This window comes from Roseateles sp. L2-2, assembly GCF_050613215.1.
GTDB classification, from domain to species: domain Bacteria; phylum Pseudomonadota; class Gammaproteobacteria; order Burkholderiales; family Burkholderiaceae_C; genus Roseateles; species Roseateles noduli.
On sequence record NZ_CP192509.1, the window covers coordinates 1,041,383 to 1,058,903 of the forward strand.

Consider the following 17,521-nt stretch of genomic DNA (forward strand, 5'->3'; position numbering starts at 1 on the left):
AACGGCGCGAGGCCGCGATTGTGACGCCGGGCTGCGCGGCCGGGTTTCAGCGCGGTTTCAGGCGCCTGGCGATGGCGGTTCGACGTCGTCCCGGTTGTCCTCGCCGCCCTCGTTGTCCTCGTTGCTCTCCGCATGCTCGGCGGTCGCGCTCGACCCGTCGGCCGCTTCCAGCGCCGCCGCATCGACGTGAAGCCGGAGCAGCGAGACCAGCCGCATGAGCGCGGCACCGGCGGAGCGCCCGTGCGCTTCGTCCGACTCGTCCATCGCGGTCAGCACGCCGCCTAGCCCTTCCGCCAGCGCGCGCCAGCCAGCGAGCGCCAGGCGGCGCTCCAGTCCGCGCGCCTCGCTCCGCCAGGCGGCGGGAAGTTGGTTGCGGCCATGGTGGAGCAGCGCGGCCATCAGCGTCCGCAGCGCCGCCGGGCCGTCGGTGGCGGAGGAGGTCGCGTCCGGCATCGCCTCCGGCGCCGGCACGTGCCCCAGCGGCAACCCCGCCAGCGCGGAGCCGGCCCGCGTGTCCAGGTCGGGCACCGTCAGGCGGCCGGCGCCCGCGATCGCCCAGATCTCCAGTTCCGGCAGCGCGCCGCGCCATCGCAGCATGCCGGCGATGTGGGTGGGCGCGGCGTCCGCGCCGGTCAAGGCCTGCGCGATGGCTTCGAGCGCATGAGGCGTGTGGCGCTCATGCGCGCGGCGGGCGAGCAGCGGCGCGCCGTCCGCGTCGCGCAGCAGCGTGGCGACCGTCTGCTCGTGGGCGTCGTAGAACGGCGTGCCCCAGTCGGCCGGCGTGAACACGACGAAGCGGCGCGCCGCGTGGCGCGGCGTCACGTCCGGGTGCGGATGCAGGAGGCGCTCGCGCCGCAGCTGCGCGACGCGGTCGGTCCGCAGCGGCGCCCGCAGCGTCTGCCAGTCCGCCGTCTGCGGCAGCGGTTGGTTGCGATCGCTTCGATGCCTGGCCAGACGCAGGCTGCCGTCGGGTCGACGACGGGCCTGGCGGGAGATCAGCTGTCCGAGCCCCAGCATCGACATCAGCAGACCCGGCGCCAGTCGCTCGCTGGCGCGGATCGCGGCCTCGTTCCCGGCCTTGTCGCCGGGCACCTGCCAGTCGTGCCGGAGCAGCAGCAGCGTGCCGGTGTCCAGGTCCGCCATGACCAGCGAGGTGCGCCGCGCGTCGCCGTCCCGCGCCGTGCGCGCGCCCAGGCAGGTCAGGCGCAGGCGGTCCAGCTCGACCTCGCCCGGCTGGCCGGTGCCCCACGCGTCGCCGGCATGGCCGGGCCGCGCGCCGGCGGCCAGGCGCAGGCCGAGTTCGGCGATGAGGTCGACACCTTCCGCGGCGTCGTGGCGCGCGCTGCGGCGCGCGTAGGCGTCGCTCCAGGCTTCGAGATCGTCCAGCGTGCCCAGCAGCCAGGCCGCGTCGCCCGCTGCGCTCCGTGCGAGCGACAGCGGCTGCGCCAGCGCCGACGCGCCGCCGGCCGCGCCGTGTCGCAGCAGCGCCGCGGCGAGGTGCTCGAAGGGCGCGCGATCGACGGTCGGCGTCTTGCCGCCGGAGACCGTCGGCGCGAGGCGCACCGAGGCCGCGCCCGTGAGCCCGAGGCGATGCGCCTCCCGGAAGGCCCACACGCCCAGCGCCACATGCTCGCAGGCCGTCGCGCGGATGCAGTCGCATCGAGCCGCCTCCAGGCCGGCGCCGGCCCAGAAGCGCACGGTGGCGCTGGGCAGGCGCGCGGTGTCACAGGGTTCTCCGTCCGACGCCCCCGCCTGGGTGCGCGGACGGACTTCGATCGACAGGCCGTGTTCCCGCAACGCATGGGCCTGGGCCAGCACCGCGGGCGGCAGCATCGCGAGGAGCACGTCTTCGCCCACTTCATGGACCGGCGGCGGAGAGGGCGCGCGTGCAGCGGCGGCCGCTGATGCGGTTGAAGGCGACGACGTTTCAGCCGCTTCCGCCGCTTCCGCGGAAGGCGGCGTCACCGCGTCTGCCGGCGCGTCGGCGGCAGCGGTCAGCCCGTCGTGCTCATGGGACTGATCGGCGGCGACGGCCGGCCTCGCGAGCACGGCCTCGCGGTACGCGAGCGCCGCGATGATCCGATGCCGGCAGATGCCCGCGGCGCCGCAGCTGCAGCGCACGTCGGGCAGCGTCACGGCGCGCGGCCAGCGGCACTCGATGCCGTCGTCGAAGCGCGCGCTCAACTGGCCGTCGACGTCCACCTCGATCGTCGGCCGGTAGCCGCCGGCCAGCTCGCGCTGGGCGCGCTTGACGATGCCGGCGTTGGCCGCGTGCGTCAGCGCTTCCGGCGTCAGATGCAGCAGGTCCTCGCGGATCGGGGCGTGGTCGCCGAGGCTCATCCGAGTTTCTCCGCCAGCCAGCCCGCGAGCTGCCCCGGCGTCATCGCGCCGACGTGCGCGCCGGCCTCGACCAGCCTCCCCGCGAGTTCGCGGTCGTAGACGGGATCCGCGCGTTCGTCCAGCGCCGCGAGGCCCAGCACCGTCGTTCCCTGCGCGGTCAACGCGCGGACGTGTCCGACCAGCACCTGCGGATCCATGCCCTCGTAGAAGTCGCTGACGATCACGACGATCGCGCGTCGCGGCACCTCGATGAGGTCGGCCGCGTAGCCGACCGCGGTGCCGATGCAGGTGCCGCCGCCGAGCTGCACGTTGAGCAGCAGCTCGACCGGATCGCCGGTGTGGCCGGTCAGGTCCACGACCTCGGTGTCGAAGGCGATCAGGTGGGTCTTGATGCCCGGCAGCCCGCACAGGCAGGCCGCCGTCACCGCCGCGTGGATCACGGACGGCACCATGCTGCCGCTCTGGTCCACCAGCATCAGCACCTGCCACGGCGTCATCACGCGCCGGCTGTCGACGCGGAAGCGCGGCTCCCGCACGACCAGCCGGCCGCTGGCCGCGTCGTAGTGGCGCAGGTTGCGCCGCAGGGTCTCGCGCGCGGCGAACTGCGACGCCGGCCCGCGCGCGGCGGTGCGCTGCGGCTGCCGCCTGCCGTTGAAGGCCTGCTCCACGCGCGTCGCCATCTTCTCCATCAGCTGCCGCACGACCTGCGCCACCAGATCGCGCGCCATCGCCAGCACGGCTGGATTCATCAGGTGCTTGGTCCGCAGCACCGCCTGCAGCAGCGCCACGTTGGGCGTCGCGCGGGCCAGCACCTCGGGGTTGGTGACGACGTCGTCGATGCCGTAGCGCTCGATCGCATCGCGTTCGAGGCGCTCGATCGTCTCCTTGGGGAAGAGCGTGTGGATCTCGTTGATCCATTCCGGCACGCTGAGCGGCGAGGCCCCGAGACCGCCGCCGCGATCGAGGCGGTCCTCGGGCGCGAGGCCGCCGCCGTCGTCGTCCCGGCCATAGAGCCAGGCCAGCGCCCGGTCCATCGCGAACGCCTGCGCGCCGGCGACGCCCAGGCTGCCGGTGCCCGCTTCGCCGAGCAGCAGCCGCCAGCGGTCGGCGATGTCCAGTTCCGGCAGCGGCGCGCTCACAGGCCCAGCTCCCGCGCGGCGGCCAGGGCCCGCGCCTCGATGCGTCGCGCGTTCAGCAGGGCGGCGCTGCGGCCGGAGGTCAGCAGCCAGGGTGAGACGACGCCTGTGCCACGCGGACCGGTGCCGGCACTCGTGCCGATGCCGGTGGTGGTGCCGTTCCCGTTCCCGTTGCTGGCACCGGGCGCCTCGTCGCCCAGGAGCCGCGCCGCGTGCGCCGCCACGGCGCCACGCTCGCGCGGCGGCAGCCAGCCCATCGCGCCGCGCAGCGCCGGCAGGGCGGCGAGGAAGTCTTCGGTGCCGATGGCCGCCAGCGTCGCGTGCAGCGCCCGCGCGATCGCATCGTCGGCGGTCGCGAGCGAACGCGCGCAGGCGAACAGGCCGTACAGGAAATCGCCCAGCGCGTCGCGCGGCGGCATGGCGCGCAGCACCGCCATCACGCGGGCGCGCGCCGTCCCGTCGTCGCCGAGCGCCTCCAGCGCATAGGCCAGACCGAGCGCCGCGCCGCGCAGCGCCGGCGGTCGACCGGCGCCGTCGGCCAGCCGGACCATCGTCGAGAGCACGGTCTCGCGGTCGAGTGCGGGCAGATCCAGCTGCAGCAGCGATTCGAAGACGGCGACCGCGCGCACGTCGGCCTCCGCCTGTGCGGGCGAGGACGCGGGCACGGACGCGGCGCCGGCGCTGCCGCCCTCCGAGGACGACGCGTCGGCGTCGGACGCCAGTCCGCGATCCTCGAGCAGCCCCGTCAGCCGATCCGCGATCGCGCCCAGCGTGGCTTCGAGCATCGCGCGCGGATCGTCGCTCCAGAAGCCGGTGCGGGCCAGTTCCGCGAGCGTGCGCGCCGCGCCGGCCAACGCGCCGTGATCGTGGCAGCGCGGCAGGCCGTCGCGCAATTGCGCGGCGAGGTCCTCGCCCATGTCGAGCAGGCCCGCGCGGACAGCCGCCAGCAAGGTGCCGGTCAAGGCCGCCGGGTCGCCGCCCTGCGCGCCGGCCCGCTGCGCGAGCGCCTGACGCGCCGCGCCGTCCAGCGTCGCACCGTGGATGGACGCTTCGATCAGGTCCGCGTGCCAGCGGTCGTCGCGCCGCAGCTGCCAGTGTTCCTGGAAGTGCAGCGCCGGCGCAAGCGAACGCGCGCCGCCCGGCGCGGCCATGCTGCGCAGCTGGACGCCGCCGACGCCGATCACGCGCAGCTGCCACAGCAGGCGCGAGCGCGGACGGTCTTCCGCACGGCGGCGGTCCAGCACCAACGTGTGCGAGGAGAACGGGATCAGCAGGTCCGCCTCGGCCAGGCGCCGCTCGGCGTCGCGCAGCAGCGGCGGCTGCGGCGTGTCGCCGTGCAGGCGGCCGCCGCCGTCGCCGGTCAGCGCGAGCAACGCCTCGCGCAGGATCGGGTGATGGTCGCCGCGCAGCAGGCCGTCGCCGTGCCACGGGGCGGGCGTCTCCAGCGCCTCCTTGACGACGGCGCTCAGCAGTCCGTCGAGCAGGTCCGTGCGCAGCGGCGTGGTCCGACCGCGCAGCGCCGCGAGCGCGCGCGTGTGGTGCTCGAAGGCGATGACGTCGGCGGTCGAGCAGGACACCTGCTTCCGACGCAGCCGACTCACGATCACCGCCATGGAGCGCTCCGCCGCGCTGGCGGCGCCGTGGTCCCAGAGCCAGCGGTAGTACAGCGGCGACGGCAGTCCCGCGCCGTAGCCGCCGAGCGCGTCGACCTGCCGGTCGCTGAAGGGCACCAGATAGCTGCCGGCCTGGCGGGGATCGGGTGGCACGGGCGCGAGCGGCTCGGGCGGCAAGGAATCGGTCGACAGGGAATCGGTGGACTGGGAATCAGTGGACTGGGATTCGAGCGGGGGCTCCGTTGCGCCGCGGGCTCCGGCGGCGGACTGGTCGCGCCATGCGCGCCAGGCCTGGTCGATCGGCGGCTTGTGCCAGCCGCCGCAGACGACCAGCACGCGCTCGAAGCGCGCCGTCGCCCAGCGGACCCATTCCGACATCAGCGCCTCACGCGCGCGGTCCTGCGCCGTGCCGGGATCGTCTCCGCGCAGCTCGTCGAAGTAGGCGTCGAGCCGTTGCTCGAATGGCGTTGGCGAATCATCGCCGTCGGTGTCGACGTTGACGTTGACGTTGACCTCGTCAGCTTCAAACAGGTGGTCCCACAGCGCGTCCGGGCCGTCGCAGCGCAGGCGCTCGCGCAGCATCGCGTCGACGCGGCCGTAGCGGCTGCGCGGCTGTCCCGCCGTGCGGCGCGTGTCGTCGGGCATCGCGCGGTAGGTCCAGTGCGGCAGGTCGATGAATCGCACCTGCGCGCCGGCCACCACGCCGTGCCGCAACGCGATCCATTCCGGCGAATGCGACAGCAGCGGGTACCAGCACTGCGCCGGCTTGCCGTCCGCGGCGTGGGCGTGGCTGTAGATCGCCAGCGGCGGATCGTGGTCGAGCATCAGCTCGCCCAGCCGTGCGTTGAAGTCGGACGGCCCCTCGATCAGCACGGCCTGCGGGCGCTCGCGCGCGATCGTGCGCGCCACCAGCCGCGCGCAGGCGGGGCTGTGGTGGCGGATGCCGAGGACGCGCGGCGGCTTCATTCAGGCAGCAGATGCCGCGCCGCGTGGAAGGCTTGCCAGTGCTCGCCCGCGCGCTTGCCGGCGCGCTGGTCGATGTAGCGCCGGATCTTCTTGAGGTCGTCCGCGTTGTCCTTGGCGGCCGCGCCGGCCAGCGCCTCGACGATGTCGGCCGCGCGGCCCGCGTCGCCGCGCAGGTAGTGGCCGCGCAGGGTGATGGCGTGGGCGACGCTGACGGCCTCGGCGGTGCTGACGACCGTCGACAACCGCTCGCCCGCCTGGCCGTCGCGGCCGATGCCGGTGCGCAGTTCGCGGAAGACCGTGACCAGCACTTCGAGCACGTCGGGCGAGGGCGTGACGCTCAGGCCGTCGCGCGCCAGCAGCCGGTCGACCTCGGTCCGCACGAGCGCGAGTTCCTCGTCGTAGTCCGCGATCGGGAACACCGTCTCGAAGGCGAAGCGCCGCTTCAGCGCCGCGGACATCTCGTTGACGCCGCGGTCGCGGATGTTGGCGGTGGCGATCAGGTTGAAGCCCGGCGCCGCGAAAACGGTACCAGCGGTCGTGCCGGCATCGGCCAGCTCGGGCACCATCAGCAGCCGCTCCGACAGGACGGACAGCAGCGCGTCCTGCACCTCGGGCGGGCAGCGGGTGATCTCCTCGAAGCGGACCAGCCGTCCCTCGCGCAGGCCGCGCATCAGCGGCGAAGGCACGAGCGCGCGCTCGCTGGGACCTTCGTTGAGCAGCAGCGCATAGTTCCAGCCGTACTTGATCTGGTCCTCGGTCGTGGCGGCGCTGCCTTGCACGGTCAGCGTGCTGGTGCCGCTGATGGCTGCGCTCAGCAGCTCCGACAGCAGGCTCTTGGCGGTGCCCGGCTCGCCGACCAGCAGCAGCGCGCGGTTGGACGCGAGCGTCACCAGTGCGCGTTCGAGCAGGCTGGGCGCGCAGACCAGCTTGCGCCGGTGGCCCTCGCCGCCGGCGATGAAGCGGATGACCGCACCCATCGACAGGCGCCAGCCGGGCGGCACCGGGCCGCGATCCTCGGCGGCGAGGCGGGCAAGCTCGTCGGCATAGAGGAGCTCCGCGGGCGGACGCTGCATGGCGGCGGACTTGGCTTGCGCCGGGGCGGCCGACGAAGCAGCCGATGCATCGGCCTTCGCCGTGGTCGCTGCGGCGGCGGTGGTCTTGCGGGTCATTTCGCGGGTTCCTTCCAAGGCGCGAGCAGGTCGGCGTCGCGCAGCATCTCGCTGGCGACGACCGCATGCAGGCGGTCGAACGTCTCCAGGCCGTCGTCGCCCCAGGTGCCCTGGCGGCGCAGCACGATGCGCGGGATGCGCTGCTTGGGCTCATAGGTCGGATCGCCGACGATGGTGCCCGGGTCGAGTTCCAGCTCGATCGACAGGCCCGCGGCGACGGGGCGCTCGAACTGGCCGACCCAGCCGGCGTCCTGCGCCTGGCCGCGTTCCCAGCCGCGGTTGACCAGGCCCAGCACGCTGCCCGTGGCGATGGCCTTGTCGGCGAAGCGCGTGATCGACTTCGCGGTGCGCTCGGCGTCGGTCAGCGCGTAGGTCTCGCGGCCCAGCTGACGGAAGGGCTGCAGGATCTCGTAGTCCGCGAAGACCTGGCCCATCGAGGCGAGCTCCGCGGCCGGGATCTCCAGCGGATGTGCGATGCCCACGGTCTCTCCGTCGGCGAGCTGCGCGGTGTCGTCCTGGGCGTCGGCCAGGGTCCAGTCCTCGGCCACGCGGAACAGCCGCGTGACGCGGTCGCCCTCGTAGACGCCCCAGGCGACGCGGGCCGCGAGGTGGCGCATCAGCGGATGCGACAGGAAGAAGGCGCGGAACTCCTCGCCGGTCCAGCGCCGCCGCGCGGTCATGGCCAGTTCCATGCGCATGACCTGCAGGCTGGCGATGGCCTTGGCGTCCTTCTTGAGCAGCTTGTAGCGCTCGGTCGCGGCGCCCGCGAGCGCGGCGTCGTCGCTGCGGATCGGCTTGGGCAGGTCCTTGAGCCGCGCGCCGGCGCCGTCGCGCACGAAGGGCTTGAGCGACTCGTCGAAGCCGATGCGGAACTGGCGCGGGCCGAAGTCCAGCGTCAGCGTGCCGCCCTCGTCCAGGCCGAGGTCGGGGACCAGCCGGTCGGCGAGCTCCTCGGACGTGAGCCCGCGGGCCTCGGCCAGCGCGGCGATCTTCTCGCGGGCGCGGTCCTGCAGGCCCTTGAACTTGACCTTGCCGGCGATGCCGTTGAGGTGCATCAGCGCGGCGTCGGTGCCGATGGCCACCAGGAGGTCGAGGCCGGACACGGCGCGCTGATGCGCCGATTCGCCGGGCCATTCGCGGATGCGCGCGGCGAGGCGGCGCGCGGTGTCGTCGTCGCCGAACAGGCCCAGCGCCTGGAAGGCCCAGCCTTCCTTGGCGGGGGCGCCGTTCTGGAGCCAGGCCTCGCAGAGGTCCCAGACGAACGCGCTCAGCGAGCCCGGCGTGCACAGCGCCTTCAGCTCGACGATGCCGGCGTAGGGCGCCTCGACCTTGCTGATCGCCAGCATCAGCGCGACCGATTCCGCGTCGGGGCCCGACAGCATCAGGCCGTTCTCGCGCAGCACCGGTCGGCGCATCGCCAACGTGACGGCGAAGGCGGGCAGCTTGGGCATGCGCGCGGGCAGCACCAGCAGCGGGTCGGCGTCGATCAGCGCCCGCAGCGCGGCTTCGACCTCGGGACCGAAGGCCGCGGCGGCCTCGCGGGCCGGCGCTTCGCCGTGCGCGGTCATGAACCAGCGCAGGCCGTGCTGGCCGTTCTCCCGGGCGGTCTTGTCGGCGCTGAAGGCGGACACCAGCGCCCCGGCCAGGAAGGTGCCCGGATGCGCATTGGCCCAGGCGATCGCCGCGGGTTTGGCCTTCTTGAGGTTGCGCAGCGTGTGCAGCATCGCGGGCACCAGCCCCACGCTGTCCACGGCGTTCGCGATCGGCAGGCCGATCTCAGGCAGCGCCGCGACCAGTCCGATCAGGCCCGGCACCGCCGCCTCGCCGTGCCGGTCGAGCAGCGCGTGGATGTAGGCGGGCTTCCAGTACCAGGTGTTCCAGTAACGGCTCGGATAGCTGTTCCACAGCGCGAGCGCCGGGGCGGGCGGCAGCGTCATCAGGATCTCGGGGTCGACGCCGTAGAACCATTTCTTGGTGAGGACGAAGTCGCCGTCCTCGAGCGGCACGCCGGCCAGGATACGTGCACGTCCTTCGGGGCGGATCTGCATGTCCGACAACTGCTCGTCGAGCTTCTTGTCTCCGCTCCGGATGACGACCGGCTTGATCTCGATCACGCGCACGGCGGCGCTCTCGGCGGGGCTCAACGCGATGCGGACCGCGCGACCGGCGGCGGTCAGATCGAGCGTGGGCAGCGGGGTGAGCTTGACCTTGCGCGTCCACGGCAGATCGCGCAGCAGCGCGGGCAGTTGTTCCGCAGGGCACTCGGCGGCCTGGTTGCGCGCGAGCACGGCGTGCAGGCGATCGCGGAGCTCCGGAGCGAGCTCCTGTTCGGCGACGGCGAGCGCATCGGGCGCACGCAGCACCAGTCGCTGCAGCCAGCTTTCGAGGAAGGCGTTGCGGCCGGACAGGGCCTCGCCGGCGGTGCTCGCGATGACGGCGGCCGGATGGGTCTCGGCGATGCGGTCCAGCAGGTCACGCACCTCCGGACGTTCCAGCATGGTCGCGAGCAGGCGGGGCAGCGCCGGCGCGCGCAGGCGTTGCAGCAGGCCGGTGACGGGCGTGATGCTCTCCTTGCTCGTGACCATGCCCAGCAGCCCCGTGAGCAGCGGAGCGGCGGCCTCGCCGTGTTGTCGGAGCTGCAGCAGCAGGCCCGATTTCATCTGCGAGACGTAGCGATGACGGATGAATTCGCGCAGGCGTTCGAGGATCTCCTCGATCGGCAGCGTGGCGTCGAGGAACACGCCGAAGTGGTCGCGCTCGACCGGCAGCTGACGCACCCAGTCCAGGCGCCGCGGGAAGAGCATGGCGCGAATGCGCAGCGTGGACTGGACGCTAGCGTCCATGTCGCCCAGGCGTTCCTCGACCTGCGCGTGCGTGGCGTCGTCGCAGCGCGCGAGTTCGCGGCGGATCGGGCGCAGCGCGGAGTCATGCAACCAGCTTGCGGCGAAGTAATGCCGATCGCCGATCGGCCCGAGGGCGATCGCGATGTCGGTGGCGAAGGCCACGCCGCGCAGCGCCAGCGCCCACTCGGTCAGCCAGCGCAGGCCGGTCTGGGGACGGCTGCCGCTGACCGCTTCCTCGGGCGCCATGATGAAGTCGGCCGTCAGGGCCTGCAGGAAGCACTGCACCCAGTCTTCGAGGGAGAGATCCTGCAGCGCGTCGCGCGTCAGACGCTGGGCGAGTTCGTCGTTGGTCCAGCGGGTGAAGCCCGGCCAGAGGTCCAGGAGGGTGCGCTCGAGGTCGGCCTTGTGATAGTGGACGTAGGTGGGATCGCGCCGGGGCAGCGCCGTCTCCAGCGAAGCCGCCGCGGGACCTTCGGGCGCGTGCACGCCGCGCAGCGGCGGCAGGGCCTCGATCAGCGCGGCGGTCCAGGTCAGGCCGCCGGACGGCCAGTCGATGGCGGGCAGCGGGCCGCCCGCGGCCGGCGCGGCGGCAGGCACCGGCGCCTTCGCCGTGGGGGCCGGAGCAGTTGCGGATGTTGATGTCGATGCCGCCTCCGGAGCGGTCTCGGTCTCGGTCTCGGTCTCGGTCTCGGTCACAGCTGCGACTGGCGCTGCGGCGCGCTGCGCAGTCTTCCTCGGAGCTGGCGCAGGAGCCGGCGCGGCGCTGGTCTGCGAGCTCGAGGCGCCGTCGGCGGCGACCTCACCGCCGACCTCGCTGTAGCCCTTGCCGGTCTTCTCGCGGACGAGCGTGTCGAGGTCCTTGATCGCGGCGGCGTCGCTCGCATGCGTCTTGGTCTTTTCCTGGCCGTTGGTGCCGATGCGGCCGAAGCGCACGGTCACTGCCGCGCCGTCGCGCGAGACTTCCCAGAATTTGCTGGCACTGCCTTCCACCAACTCGAAACGCCGCATCGCTACCCTCCCTGAAAGTGCTTTGGGAGGGGACTATAGCGGCGCGATCTTGTCGGTTTCTTCGCGCGATCGTGACGGCAAGTTCAGCCGGGCAGCACGTCCACGCGCCAGGCGTTGCCGGCCCGCGAGACCTCCAGATGCGAGTCGAAACGCACGTCCAGGAAACGCGCGATCACGCCGAAGTTGGTGCGGCTGTGTTCGGTCAGTTCCGTGCAGGTGAAGGCCGCCGGGCGGCCCGATCCCGCGACCGCCAGCGCGAGCGGCAGCGCCAGCTGGTCCGCCAGGTGCGGGCCGGCGGCGCCGGCGGAGAGCTCGTACGCGCGCATCTCCTTGAAGACGGTCTGCGCGACTTCCTCCGCCGACAGGCCGCGCTCGCCGAAGGCGATGAAGACCTCGGTCAACTGCTCGTAGGCGAGCGTCGTCATCAGCGCGTTGCCGGGTCCTTCGTTCTGACGCGCCGTGCCGACGCGCAGCTGGTGGCTGTCCCAGCCGGTCAGTCCTTGCAGCGCTTCGAGTTCGCGGTCCGCGACGCCGCGCGGGAGTGCCGGCGCCAGCACTTCCGCGAAGGCCTCCAGCGGCTCGCCGCGTTCGAGCAGGTCGAACGGGCGCAGGCCGCCGTCGGCCGGCGTGATCACCGCCTCGATCTCACCGCCGCCGGCGGGGAAGAAGCCGTGACGACGCAGCGTCAGGTCCAGCTTCGCGCCCGCGCGACGGATCAGCGGCGCGAAGCTGCGCTGCAGGAAATGGAAGGGCGGCGCCATCGGGTTGTGCGTGCCGCCGGACAGGTGCAGGCGGCTGGGGCCGTCGGCCAGCATCAGCGGCGGCAGGACGGTCTGCAGCACCAGCGTGCAGCTGCCCGCAGTGCCGACCGCGAAGCGGTAGTCGCCGGCATGCACCTGGCCGGGACGGAACTCCAGCGCCTGCGAGCCCAGCTCCGCGCCGATCACCGTCGCGCCGCAGACCTCCTGCGCGGCCAGCACGCAGGTCAGGTGCTGACGCATCAGGCCCGGCTTGGGGCGCTTCGCGCGGATGTTGGCGATGCGCAGCGGCGTGCCGGTGCACATCGAGAGCGCCAGCGCCGTGCGCAGGATCTGTCCGCCGCCTTCGCCGTGCGAGCCGTCCAGTTCAATGAGCTTGTTCTTGTTGTCCATGTTTTTCTCTCGCGATCCGGCGCCGCGCGGTTCCTCTGCCGCGCGGCGCCGGTCTTCTCGTTCTCTACTGCTTCATCCCTTCACACACACCACCTGCTTCAGCGTGTGCACCACTTCCACCAGGTCCTGCTGGGCCGCCATGACCGCGTCGATGTCCTTGTAGGCCATCGGGATCTCGTCGATGACGTCCTTGTCCTTGCGGCACTCGACGCCTTCGGTGGCTTCGCGGTGGTCCTTCAGCGTGAAGCGGCGCTTGGCTTCCGTGCGGCTCATCGTGCGGCCGGCCCCGTGCGAGCAGCTCTCGAAGCTCTCCGGGTTGCCCTTGCCGCGGACGATGTAGCTGCGCGCGCCCATGCTGCCGGGGATGATCCCCATCTGGCCCTTCTTCGCGCTCACCGCGCCCTTGCGGGTCACGAACACGTCCTGGCCGAAGTGGGTCTCCTTCTGCACGTAGTTGTGATGGCAGTTGACCGCTTCGATGTGGCTCTCGAACTTCTTCCCGATCACCTTCTTCGCGGCCCCGATCACGCGGCGCATCATCACCTCGCGGTTGGTCTCCGCGAACTTCTGCGCCCAGCCCACCGCACGCACGTAGTCGCCGAAGTACTTCGCGCCTTCCTCGAAGTACGCGAGGTTCGCATCCGGCAGGTTGGCCTGATGCTGCATCGCGTCCTTCTTCGCCAGCTCGATGAACATGGTGCCGATCGCGTTCCCGACGCCGCGCGAACCCGAATGCAGCATGAACCACACGAAGCCCAGTTCATCCAGGCAGACCTCGATGAAGTGGTTCCCCGTCCCGAGCGTGCCCAGGTGCTTGTGGTTGTTGGTGTTCTTCAGCTTGGGGTAGTCGCGGCAGATCTCGGTGAAATCCGCCTCGAGGGTCGCCCAGGCCGCGTCGACCATGTCGGGCGGGTTCTCCCACGCGCCCTCGTCGCGACCCTTGGGGTTGCGACCGTGGGGCACGGCGGCCTCGATCGCGGAACGCAGGGGACCCAGGTTGTCCGGCAGGTCCTCGGCACGCAACGTGGTCTTGCAGGCCATCATCCCGCAGCCGATGTCGACGCCGACCGCGGCCGGAATGATCGCCTTCAGCGTGGGGATCACCGATCCCACCGTCGCGCCGATGCCCAGGTGCACGTCGGGCATCGCCGCGATGTGCTTGAACACCACCGGCAGCTTCGCCGCGTTCATCAGCTGCTTGCGCGCTTCATCTTCGACGGGCACGCCCTGCGTCCACATCTTCACCGGCACGCCGTCGGCGACTTCCATCTCGTTGTAGTTCTTCATGATTCGTTCCATTCAAAAGCGCGGTGACAAGGAATCGGCAAGACGTTTTTCTGAGCTACCGGCTTGCGCCGGGCGGGATTCGGACCCGCGACCTCCGCGCCCCGAAAGGCGGGTGCTCTACCGATGTAGTCCTGCCTGCATTCACCGCAGAAACAGGGTGCTGGGACTAGCCCGGGCAGTTGCCGCGGTGAGCGATGACAAGGGATGGTGAAACGTGTTCCTGCTCTACCAGACTGAGCTACGGTGTCCCGAAGGACCCCGGCGGGATTCGAACCCGCGACCAGGGCATTAAGAGTGCTGTAGTTCCACCGGCATTCATCGCTCGCCGCGGCAACCGCATCCGTTGCCGTCGACAGCCTTCATTCCATCATTCAATCCTTCACTGCGGATCCAGCGACACGCGTTCGATCTCGCGGACCCAGTGGCCGGCCTCGGTCGCCCCGGCGGCAAACTCGCCGACCATCCGGAACACCGCGTCCGAGAAGCCGCCGACGTTCATCACGTCCTTGCGCTCCACCGCCTGCGTCGAGGCGCCGGGCTGGATGTCGATGCACACCAGCTTCGCCGTCGGGCACCGGGCCTTGATCGCCTCCCACTGCGCCATGGTCTCGGTCGCGCCGTAGCGGCGCGCGTCGATCCACGACTCGTTGTCGGACACGATCACGACCAGGTCCACCTGCGCCCGCTCTTCGTTGAGCTGACGCAGCGGCGCGCTGACCGAAGTCCCGCCTCCGCCGACCGCCGCCAGCTTGGCCGCGTTGGTCATCACCGAATCGCGGGCATTCAGCTTGACCGACACGACCCGCTGCTCGAAGGGCATCACGCGGCAGCCCGGGTTCTTGCGGACCAGCGCCGCGGCCACCAGGGCGGCCACGTCGATGCATCGCACCACCGAAGTCGCCGAGCCGCGCCCGCCGGTCACCGCCGAGGACATCGATCCCGACACGTCCGGGCAGACCACGATGCGACCTTCGATCGCCGGCACGTTGACCAGCGCGGCCTCCATCGCGTCCTGCAGCGCTTCGCGGATCTCCGCCGGCACGTCGGACGCCTCGTCGGACGTCGCGTGGAACGCCGTCATCAACTGGTACGGCAGCACGCGGGCCGAGGCCACGGCCTTCGGATCGCGCAGCAGCGCGGCCAGTTGCGCCGTCATCTCCGGACGCTCGAACACGCCGTGGCGTGCGAAAGCGTTCAGGTTCTGACGCACCATCTGCCAGGAGCCCTGCGCCGCGATGCGCGCCCAGTGCGAGTCGTTCAGCGGCAGCGCCGTCAGCATCTGGAAGGGCACGGGCGGCAGGTCGTCCGCCGTTGCGCCTTCCGTCTTGCCGGACAGCAGCGCCCGCTTGAAGCGCTCATAGGCCAGGGTCGCGGGCGGCAGCGCCGCTTCGTCGTACGGACGGCCGATCAGCCAGGCGAACCACGCCGCGCGCCAGGCTTCCGCCGGCTTGGGGTGGACCATGCGGACCACGTCGGCCAGCGTCGGCTCGTTGCCGATCGATGCCTGCAGCAGGCGCTGCTCGCTCGCGTTCATCAGCCATTGCTGGACCAGCTTCTTCGGACGCGATCCCAGCGACTTGCGGCCGGTCTGGCCGGATCGCAGGATCTGCACGAAGTTGCGCAGCATTTTGCCGTTGTCGATCACACGACCGAACACGGGCTGCAGCAGCGCGACGTCGCGTTGCGCCAGCACGGCGGCCAGCAGCGCGGGCATGTCCTTCATGTGACCGGACTGGCGGGCGTAGACCGCGGTCTTGGCCAGGAAGGCGGTGTCCACGTCCTGAGCCAGGGCCAGCGCATCTGCCAGCTGGGATTGAGCGTCGGCGTGGAACGTCGACGTCATGCAGCCGGTGGCCGCCAGTTGCGCCAGGTGGTGCCGGGTCTTGTAGCCGTAGGCACGGGCGCCGGACTGGTTCACCGCGTCCGCGGCGGGCGGCAGCTTGCCGGGCGTCGTCTTGAAGAGTTGCGTGTTGACCATGTTGTCCTCCCTGTCGGATGTCGTTCGGCGTTGCTGCGATGCGGCGTCGCCGTGTTGTCTTGCCTTCTTCATTGCAACGCCCGTGCCAGGTCTTGCCAGGCCGGGCCGGGTCTTGCCTGGATTCCAATCAAGCCGTTGATTCATAAGGGAAAACTTTTCTTCTTCCAGAGAGGCGGGACCAGGATTGCAGCCCTCCATTCGTCCAGAGGCCTCTCTGGGACTGGATGGCTGGCTAGATAACTAGCGAAAAAGCTAGATCATGGAAGTGGCGCGGATAAACTGCAGCCCATGGCGAAGAAGAATGTGGTGATCGGCTACCTGGGCTCGCAACTGGACGGCGGCATGGGCGCCGGCCGGTGGGAGAAGTGGCGGCCGACGATCTCGCTGGTGTCGCAGCCGGACGTGGTCGTGCACCGGCTGGAGCTTTTCCACGCGCCGCAACACCTGGCCCTCGCGGAGCTGGTGCGGACCGACGTCGCCAAGATCTCGCCGGAGACCGAGGTCCATCTGATCGAGATGCCGCACGAGGACCCCTGGGACTTCGGCGAGGTCTACGCGACGCTCTACGACTGGGTGCGCGGCTACCGCTTCGATCCGGCGCATGAGCAGTACTGGGCCCACATCACCACCGGCACGCACGTCGCGCAGATCTGCATGTTCCTGATGGTGGAGGCGCGCTTCATCCCCGGCGTGCTGCTGCAGACCTCGCCGCCGCGCAAGTGGAAGGAGGGCGAGCCGGGCTCGATGACGCTGATCGACCTGGACCTGTCGCGCTACGACCGCATCGCGCAGCGCTTCGAGGCGGAGCAGCACGACGCCGTCGCCTTCCTGAAGAGCGGCATCGCGACGCGCAACCGCCGCTTCAACGCGCTGATCGAGGAGATCGAGCGCGTGGCCGTGCATTCACGCGCGCCCATCCTGCTGGCCGGGCCGACGGGGGCGGGCAAGTCCTTCCTCGCGCGCCGCATGTACGAGCTGAAGCAGACGCGCCACCAGCTCGAAGGGGCCTTCGTCGAGGTCAACTGCGCCACGCTGCGCGGCGACGGCGCGGCGTCGACGCTGTTCGGGCACAAGAAGGGCTCGTTCACGGGCGCGATGGCGGATCGCGCCGGCCTGCTGCGCACGGCGGACGGCGGACTGCTGTTCCTGGACGAGATCGGCGAACTGGGCCTGGACGAACAGGCCATGCTGCTGAAGGCGATCGAGGAGAAGCGCTTCCTGCCCGTGGGCGCCGACCGCGAGGTGGCCAGCGACTTCCAGCTCATCGCCGGCACCAACCGCGACCTGCGCGCGGAGGTCGCCGCGGGGCGCTTCCGCGACGACCTGTTCGCGCGGATCAATCTCTGGACCTACAGCCTGCCGGGGCTGCGCGACCGGCCCGAGGACATCGAGCCCAACGTCGACCACCTGGTGCAGCAGGCCGGACGGGAGAACGGCCGCGCGGTGCGCTTCAATGCGGAGGCGAAGGCGCGATACCTGGCGTTCGCGCAGTCGCCGCGCGCGCCGTGGAGCGGCAACTTCCGCGACCTGTCGGCGTCGGTGACGCGGCTGGTGACGCTGGCCGAAGGCGGTCGGATAGGCGCGCCGCTGGTGGATGCCGAGATCGCCCGGCTGGAATGGCTGTGGGAGCGGGAGACCGTCGGATCCGGCCGCCCGGGCAAGTCGGGCAGGGCGGGCGCGGACTGGGAGGGTGGGGAGGGCGGCGGAAGCGGCGAAGCGCTCCTGGCCGCGCTCTTCGATCCGCCCGTGCTGGAAGCGATGGACCTGTTCGACCGCCTGCAGCTCGCCGCCGTGCTGCGCGTGTGCGCGGCGGCCTCGTCCCTGTCCGAAGCGGGTCGGCAGCTTTTCCACGCGAGCCGTCAGGCGCGCAGCGTGCTCAACGATGCCGACCGCCTGAGGAAGTACCTGCTGAAGTTCGGACTGTCCTGGGACCGCATCGCCGCGGCGCGATGACCGATGCCTCCGCCACGCCTGTCTGCGCGCCGCCACGCCTTCACACGATCCGCACCCGTTCCCCGTACGGCAGCCCG

Annotated in this window: 9 protein-coding genes; 1 reads left to right on the forward strand and 8 read right to left on the reverse strand. The window is 71.5% G+C overall.

The features are described from left to right. Positions 1-57: 57 nt before the first annotated feature. From ACQZ13_RS04860 to ACQZ13_RS04895, 8 genes are all read right to left on the reverse strand, one after another. A complete protein-coding gene (locus ACQZ13_RS04860; protein ID WP_431050110.1) occupies positions 58-2,340 on the reverse strand; it encodes a hypothetical protein in 2,283 nt (760 codons plus the stop codon). Beyond that, positions 2,337-3,479, reverse strand: coding sequence for a VWA domain-containing protein (locus tag ACQZ13_RS04865; protein ID WP_431050111.1), 1,143 nt, complete (start codon positions 3,477-3,479; stop codon positions 2,337-2,339). The genes ACQZ13_RS04860 and ACQZ13_RS04865 overlap by 4 nt, the downstream gene beginning before the upstream one ends. Beyond that, entirely contained in the window at positions 3,476-6,055 is a 2,580-nt protein-coding gene (locus tag ACQZ13_RS04870) for a DUF5682 family protein (RefSeq protein WP_431050112.1), read from the reverse strand. The genes ACQZ13_RS04865 and ACQZ13_RS04870 overlap by 4 nt, the downstream gene beginning before the upstream one ends. Then, positions 6,052-7,224, reverse strand: a complete 1,173-nt coding sequence (locus ACQZ13_RS04875) for an ATP-binding protein (protein WP_431050113.1) — start codon at positions 7,222-7,224, stop codon at positions 6,052-6,054. Before ACQZ13_RS04875 ends, ACQZ13_RS04870 begins: the two co-directional genes overlap by 4 nt. Beyond that, positions 7,221-11,075 (reverse strand): DUF4132 domain-containing protein, encoded by a 3,855-nt coding sequence (locus ACQZ13_RS04880; protein WP_431050114.1) that lies wholly within the window; start codon positions 11,073-11,075, stop codon positions 7,221-7,223. Before ACQZ13_RS04880 ends, ACQZ13_RS04875 begins: the two co-directional genes overlap by 4 nt. An 83-nt stretch (positions 11,076-11,158) precedes the next feature. Next, positions 11,159-12,226 carry an RNA 3'-terminal phosphate cyclase gene (gene rtcA / locus ACQZ13_RS04885; protein WP_431050115.1) on the reverse strand — a complete coding sequence of 356 codons (1,068 nt, stop codon included), beginning with the start codon at positions 12,224-12,226 and terminating at the stop codon, positions 11,159-11,161. A gap of 72 nt (positions 12,227-12,298) precedes the next feature. Further along, on the reverse strand, positions 12,299-13,513 hold the full coding sequence (locus tag ACQZ13_RS04890) for an RtcB family protein (RefSeq protein ID WP_431050116.1): 1,215 nt from the start codon (positions 13,511-13,513) through the stop codon (positions 12,299-12,301). Positions 13,514-13,892: 379 nt separating this feature from the next. Next, on the reverse strand, positions 13,893-15,491 hold the full coding sequence (locus ACQZ13_RS04895) for a vWA domain-containing protein (protein WP_431050117.1): 1,599 nt from the start codon (positions 15,489-15,491) through the stop codon (positions 13,893-13,895). A gap of 288 nt (positions 15,492-15,779) precedes the next feature. Between ACQZ13_RS04895 and rtcR the strand changes: the two genes are divergently transcribed. Further along, positions 15,780-17,444, forward strand: coding sequence for an RNA repair transcriptional activator RtcR (gene rtcR / locus ACQZ13_RS04900; protein ID WP_431050118.1), 1,665 nt, complete (start codon positions 15,780-15,782; stop codon positions 17,442-17,444). Positions 17,445-17,521 lie beyond the last annotated feature (77 nt).

What these genes read in the sequence shown, in the direction of transcription:
- ACQZ13_RS04870 (WP_431050112.1), bottom strand. Translation starts at nt 6,055, where the DNA reads ATGAAGCCGCCGCGCGTCCTCGGCATCCGCCACCACAGCCCCGCCTGC.
- ACQZ13_RS04880 (WP_431050114.1), bottom strand. Translation starts at nt 11,075, where the DNA reads ATGCGGCGTTTCGAGTTGGTGGAAGGCAGTGCCAGCAAATTCTGGGAA.
- rtcR (WP_431050118.1), top strand. Translation starts at nt 15,780, where the DNA reads ATGGCGAAGAAGAATGTGGTGATCGGCTACCTGGGCTCGCAACTGGAC.
- rtcA (WP_431050115.1), bottom strand. Translation starts at nt 12,226, where the DNA reads ATGGACAACAAGAACAAGCTCATTGAACTGGACGGCTCGCACGGCGAA.
- ACQZ13_RS04860 (WP_431050110.1), bottom strand. Translation starts at nt 2,340, where the DNA reads ATGAGCCTCGGCGACCACGCCCCGATCCGCGAGGACCTGCTGCATCTG.
- ACQZ13_RS04875 (WP_431050113.1), bottom strand. Translation starts at nt 7,224, where the DNA reads ATGACCCGCAAGACCACCGCCGCCGCAGCGACCACGGCGAAGGCCGAT.
- ACQZ13_RS04890 (WP_431050116.1), bottom strand. Translation starts at nt 13,513, where the DNA reads ATGAAGAACTACAACGAGATGGAAGTCGCCGACGGCGTGCCGGTGAAG.
- ACQZ13_RS04895 (WP_431050117.1), bottom strand. Translation starts at nt 15,491, where the DNA reads ATGGTCAACACGCAACTCTTCAAGACGACGCCCGGCAAGCTGCCGCCC.